Source organism: Pseudooceanicola aestuariicola, from assembly GCF_045763785.1.
Taxonomy (GTDB): Bacteria; Pseudomonadota; Alphaproteobacteria; order Rhodobacterales; family Rhodobacteraceae; genus Pseudooceanicola.
Genome location: NZ_JBJGSF010000017.1, coordinates 1 through 6,071 on the forward strand (window position 1 = coordinate 1; position 6,071 = coordinate 6,071).

Genomic DNA, 6,071 nt, shown 5'->3' on the forward strand with positions numbered 1-6,071 from the left:
TCTCTCACGCAGCAATAGGTATTTGCCAAGTCGAAGCCTGGATCGACTGGATCAACCGACCAATGGGTCTCATTCGACTGAGCTCAGAGATGGCGCGATCGCACACCGAATATTCGCGGTTCGCTCTAGGATCACACGATATCCTTTTTCCGATTAAAGGTCGCGCAGAAATCAGAAAATCTCATCCCAAAACAGCGAAGCAATAAAGGAGTTCTGAAGCCGTCTAAGTGCTTGGATAAAAAATTTTAACGGCTAGGATATCTGCAGTGCTAGATGAAGGAACCTTCATGGCAAAGATTAAACCGTTCTCGATTTACCTACTCAAAGAAGGCTTTGATCACACAAACGCATTGAAGCAAGAGCACAGCCTTGAAAAATCTGAAGCAACAGGTTTGCCGGATGACGCGCTCCTTTATGTTCTGGATACACCGCCACGGCCGCCTTGGTGGCGTTCATACTTCGGGATTGAGCAAGAGCTGCACCAAGCGTCGAAGGGGGCGCTGGTATTTCTTGAAGTGGGTGGGCGGAATTTCGCCATCTCTTTCGGACATGTCTATCATCATTTGAACGACTATTCGTACGAGTACGACTTCGGCTTACGTGTAACTCTCAATAGCCTTGATCCTGCAGAGCTCAAGAGCGCCGATATGGTTTCTCCGGGAACAGCGCGTCGCAAACGCACACAGGTCGCCATTTCTACGGACCTTACATTCTTGGACTTTGATGGGAATAGCGAGATTATCAGAAGCCTCACAGGGAAAGTAAAAGAGGAATATGCAGAAATTTTCAAGAATGCTACAGGATCATCATCACTGAAGATTGGAAGCAAGGCGCAGCCAAGCCAGCTTCCTGAGATATGCCAAACCTTGTTGGGTCTTTATAACTGCACAGCCTACGAGGAAACGTTTCCAAATATCCAAAATATTTCTCCGGTCAAGGATCCAGAAAAGGTCGACGGCCTGAACGAGAAGCTGCTGGAATCATTCAAGGAAAAGCATGAAATTTTGGTTCTGTCGATACCGGAGATTGTTGACTACCAAGGCGATAAGGCCTGCTGGTTCTTTCGCGCGGAGGGCAAAACCAGTGAGATATTTCCAGACATAACAATTGAAGCTCTTTGGGACTTTTTGGACGAACAAAACATCTCGCCAGAAAATGCCCAAGCGCTTCGCCAGTACCAGCTTGTTCTCTGCGACGTAGACGGTCGTCCGGGGCGCTCATATACTGTTATGCGATCTCTTGTCTATGAGACAGCATCTGCGGACGACGGAGCCATATACCATATCACTGATGGTAACTGGTATCGCGCAGAGGCGACGTTTGTCGAACGTATGACAACGTACATCAACGATAAGTGTCAGCCCTCACATTTACCCCCCTACAATCACGACAAAACAGTAAAGGGAAAGCAAGTCTATAGCGAAGAGGCTTACAACGCTGCCATTTCAGCATGGAATGAAGAATACTTGTGCCTAGATCAAACGAACATAAGCCCCTCCGGTGCGAGCCAAGTGGAACCCTGTGATATCTATTCCGTTTCGAACATCGGTACTGAAACAGCTACAGCAGATCTTTATCACATCAAGAATTCCACGCGTTCTGCGCATCTTAGTCACCTCTTCAACCAGGGCTTGAACGCAATCGAGCTACTAAAACAAGAAGAAGAATGCCGAGCCAAGATGAAGAACCTCGTTCGGGGCAAGGTTGCTGAAGCGCAGCGAGACATTTTCAGCAGCCCCATAGAAAGTAGGAAGTTCAAGGTCATCTTTGGAGTAATCTCGCACAAAGCCGCCGGTGCCCAAGCTGACAACTTACCCTTGTTCTCAAGGTTGAGCCTTATGCGGATTATGCAGATTCTAGACCTCTATGCGGTCCCATGCTCGTTACTGTTCATTGAAGATCAAAGCCCAAAGAAAGTTGGTCATAAGAAGTATCATGAAATCGATGTGGAAGTCACCCATGACGATGTAGGCCTAGCCCACGTCAAGCCATGTCCTAACCAGGAAGGCTTCGATCCGGATCGAGTCGTCACGCATTGTCCAAAAGAGGTCCGCGAAGCGCTGCCAAACTCACGGTTTCGCCTCCAAGTCAGCCTCAAACCTGATGGGAGTATCAGGAGCCATCCCAGTTGGGATTTTGATGTTCTAGAAAATGCCTGAGTGTTATACCCGTAGCCGTTGCTCTGCGAGTTGGTATAACGACACGTACAATAGAGCAATCGCACCTAAGCGACCACACGCACGGCCTCAACGGAAACATCAAGGTAAGCATAAATGACAGCATCTTCCGGGATAAGTTGGACAAATCCCTCTGTCAAAGCGCTAGCGAAAGGTGCCGATCCGGTCGAAACCATCCAAGAAGTAGCGCGGAGTCTGGTTCTCAAAGCTAGAGAGAATGGTTGGTCTGGCCCTCCCTTCAATCCGATCTTCATCGCAGAAATGTTAGATGTCCGAATCGAGGCCAACTCTAGCATCTCTGACGCGCGTCTTTTCGATACCAAACGCGGACCAACAATCGAGTTTAATCCGAGACAACCTCGCGAACGAGTTCGGTTTTCCATTGCTCACGAAATAGCACATCTACTCTTCCCAGACTGGGCTGAACAAATTCGAAATCGCGGGGGCACTGCTGGGTCACAGGACGAGTGGCAGCTTGAGATGCTGTGCAACATTGTAGCATCAGAGCTGGTCCTGCCAATAGGCAGCCTGTCCGATGTTGCAGAGGTACCATCCATCGAAGAATTAATGCAAAAACGACGCGAGTATGATGTTTCGGTGGAAGCTTTTCTGATGCGGATGGCGAAGATTTCTGTCCAGCCTGTCGGCGTCTTTGTGGCTTCACCGAGGATTTCAGAATCGGGATATCGCAAGTATTTCGTCAATTACTACGTCGGCTCACCTACTTCTCCCCGCGTGCGTCTGCAGGGTTTCGAAGTCCCAAAGAGTAGTGTCATTAATAGTTGCACCGCAATTGGACACACAGACTCTTCATCTGAAGACTGGATAACTGGTAAATCCACCAATGTTGAGTGTGTCGGAATACCCGGTTTTCCGGGCTCAACTTTTCCGAGGGTCGCGGGATTTTTTCGATTTGATCGCGCGGAACCTAATCGGCGATTGACTAGGTATGTGTACGGGAACATTCTTGAGCCGAAAAATGGCGGATCGAAGATTATTTGCCAGTTGGTCAACGATAAAGCTATAAAGTGGGGCGGCGGGGTCGCAAGGAAGTTTGGTAGGAAATACCCAGATGCGGAGGCACAGTTCTCGCGGGAAATTATGTCGGTGCCGCAGGATCAACGCCTAGGAGAAACCATTTTTGCACAAGCCGATGTAGAAATTCAGATTGCAAGCATTGTGGCTCAAGAAGGTTTTGGCCCTTCTCTATTTCCACGCATTCGTTATTCTGCCCTTGAGAAAGGGCTTGCAAGAGTTGCAGATCGAGCACTTGAGCAGAACGCAAGTATCCACATGCCGAGAATAGGCACGGGAGCGGCAGGTGGTGATTGGGATACTGTTCAAGAAATGATCGACGATGTAATGATACGCGCGGGGTTGACAGTGACAATCTATGATCCGCCTCCCAAACGGGAACAACTTGAGCTTTTCGATTGACGACAAAACGGGCCGCATTGCGCATAGTATTGGTTTCCGGGCAGATATGCTCGGGCAAGTCTGCATTGGTTCGGCAACTGCAAGACAAACACCGCGCTAGAGTAGTGAAGACCAAAGATCTAATACTACAGAAAGTCCCGAAAACGAAAGATGAGCGCCGCGCACTTCAATTGGCGGGTCAAAGATTGGATAGTCAAGACGGCGGAGCCTGGGTGGGAGAAGCCTTGCAACGCGTCATTGATGACAGCACGAGAAGCGAGACTCCCAAGGGGCTGTTTGTCGTCGACTCGGTCCGCATCACTGGCCAGGTCAATGCCATAAGAAAGGCCTATGGGGCCGACGTTCACCACGTTCACCTTACCGCTACAGAAGAAGAGTTGCGTACTCGCTTCGAACAGCGGTCCCGTTTAGACGACCAAAGCGTCACATATGATCAATTGAAGTCTAACCGGACCGAGAAGGGCGTGGAGAAACTGGCAGATGTTGCAGATGTGGTCGTCTCTACAGACAAGTGCAGCAAGGAATCGGTTCTCGTACGAGCAACTGCTCTGCTTAACCTTTACCCTCGTTCGAATGATGCGCTCGTCGATGTTTTGATTGGAGGGCAATACGGCAGCGAAGGCAAAGGAAACATCGTTGGGCATATTGCTCCGGAGTACGATTTGCTAATCCGAGTTGGTGGCCCCAATGCGGGCCATCAGGTGTATGCTGAACCCAGCCCAGAGAAGTATTTCCACCTTCCGTCAGGCACTCAGCGTGCACCGAATGCAAAGCTTTTACTTGGCCCCGGCGCAGTCATTTATCCGCCGAAGCTTTTACAAGAAATCTCTGAGCATGAAGTGTCTATAGATCGACTTACAATCGATCCTCAGGCGATGGTGATTACTGACGCGGACCGTGAGGAAGAACAGGAAAACTACGGCAGTATCAGTTCGACGGCGCAAGGAGTCGGAGTGGCTTCGGCTAGAAAGATGACTGGGCGCTCGGAATACAAGCAGGATAAGCTGAAGTTTTTGGCACGAGATTGTGCTGAACTAGCTCCGTATGTTGGGAGTGCCCGTAAGCTAATCGCCGATGCAATCGTTCAGGGCCAAAGCATTCTTCTTGAAGGCACGCAAGGGACTTCGCTCAGCCTACATCATGGCCCGTATCCCCACGTTACCACGCGGGATACCTCGGTGTCTGGATGCCTTGCAGATGCCGGAATAGCACCCTCAAATGTGCGTAAGGTGATCATGGTTTGCCGGACATATCCGATCCGGGTTGGAGGACCGTCCGGCCCTATGGACTATGAAGTGGATATGCAGACAATTCATGAGCGCAGCCGAATTCCACTGGACGAGTTAAGACGCGTGGAAACGACTACCACCACCAATCGGGAGCGGCGGATAGCCGAATTCGACTGGGTTCAATTCAAGGACTCTGTGCAGTTGAACGGGCCAACAGATATCGCTTTGACATTCGTTGACTACTTCGGTGTCGAGAATAGAGATGCTTACAGATTTGAACAGTTGACAGAAGAGACCATTAGTTTTGTAGAAGAAGTAGAGCGTGTTTCGGGACGTCCTGTCTCGTTGCTTTCGACTGCTTTCAACTGGCGCAACGTAATTGATCGGAGAGCGTGGTGACCAACGAAGAACTTGAGGAAGTGCTGTCAGACTGCCCAACTCTATATCATATGGCCCAAAGGGGGTCTTGGCCGGCCATACGCGAGCGTGGTTTGCTTAGCACAACTGCGCTTCTTGACCTCTACGGTGTCGAGGGGACCGAACGCGAGAAGATTGAATTTCGACATCGCCCCAGTAGCGTCGCGGTATCTGCTCCTGGACTTCCTGATGCTGTGATCCGTGACCAAATTCCAATGAGCGACAAAGCTCTAAAAAAGGTCTTGCCTGCACGGCTGAAACCGTCAGATTGGTATTCGATTCTGAATTCGCGTGTATTTTTCTGGCTAACCCAAGACAGATTGCACCGTCTACTTCAAGCGGGTGCTTATCGCGACAATGAGCATGATGTGCTCGAAATTGACACGCGCTCGCTACTCGACGCTCATCGTGATCGCATTTGTTTGTGCCCTTACAACAGTGGCAGCACCGTGATGAATCCAGTCGCGCGTGACGAAAGTACTTTTTCCAGGATTAAAAATTATCCCTATTCAGAATGGCGTCGGAAGCGCAAACGGGGGGAGCGAATAGTTGAACTAACTGTTGACTATTCAGTGCCTGACCTGAGCGACCACGTTCGACGCGTGTTGGTAAAACGGAATACTGATGTTGTCGAAGTGCTGTTCGAAAAGTAGTTCGGCAAAGATTTCGAACTTTTCATTGGGGTTAATTTCTAGACTGCAGATGCTGATGCTTTTTACGGCAATAACAGGCTTACTACGTCTACCAAGCTTGATACCTCAAATTGATTGAAAGAGTTCTAGGTGAACTCCCACTGACAATTCAATAAACT

The 6,071-nt window shown here is 49.6% G+C and carries 5 protein-coding genes; all 5 read left to right on the forward strand.

Going from position 1 to position 6,071, the window contains the following annotated elements; all coding sequences use genetic code 11:
• Positions 1 to 206: hypothetical protein (locus ACI3GR_RS20025; RefSeq protein ID WP_407497027.1), on the forward strand; the 206-nt coding region annotated here is incomplete at its 5' end.
• A gap of 81 nt (positions 207 to 287) precedes the next feature.
• On the forward strand, positions 288 to 2,159 hold the full coding sequence (locus tag ACI3GR_RS20030) for a DUF6119 family protein (protein WP_407497028.1): 1,872 nt from the start codon (positions 288 to 290) through the stop codon (positions 2,157 to 2,159).
• Positions 2,160 to 2,273: 114 nt separating this feature from the next.
• Complete coding sequence (locus tag ACI3GR_RS20035; RefSeq protein WP_407497029.1) at positions 2,274 to 3,614, forward strand: ImmA/IrrE family metallo-endopeptidase; 1,341 nt, start codon at positions 2,274 to 2,276, stop codon at positions 3,612 to 3,614.
• Positions 3,611 to 5,242 (forward strand): adenylosuccinate synthetase, encoded by a 1,632-nt coding sequence (locus tag ACI3GR_RS20040; protein WP_407497030.1) that lies wholly within the window; start codon positions 3,611 to 3,613, stop codon positions 5,240 to 5,242. The genes ACI3GR_RS20035 and ACI3GR_RS20040 overlap by 4 nt, the downstream gene beginning before the upstream one ends.
• Positions 5,239 to 5,913, forward strand: coding sequence for a DUF7002 family protein (locus tag ACI3GR_RS20045; RefSeq protein ID WP_407497031.1), 675 nt, complete (start codon positions 5,239 to 5,241; stop codon positions 5,911 to 5,913). The genes ACI3GR_RS20040 and ACI3GR_RS20045 overlap by 4 nt, the downstream gene beginning before the upstream one ends.
• Positions 5,914 to 6,071 lie beyond the last annotated feature (158 nt).

Bases quoted from the DNA above. Each gene is read 5' to 3' on its own strand.
- ACI3GR_RS20030 (WP_407497028.1), top strand. From the start codon at position 288: ATGGCAAAGATTAAACCGTTCTCGATTTACCTACTCAAAGAAGGCTTT.
- ACI3GR_RS20035 (WP_407497029.1), top strand. From the start codon at position 2,274: ATGACAGCATCTTCCGGGATAAGTTGGACAAATCCCTCTGTCAAAGCG.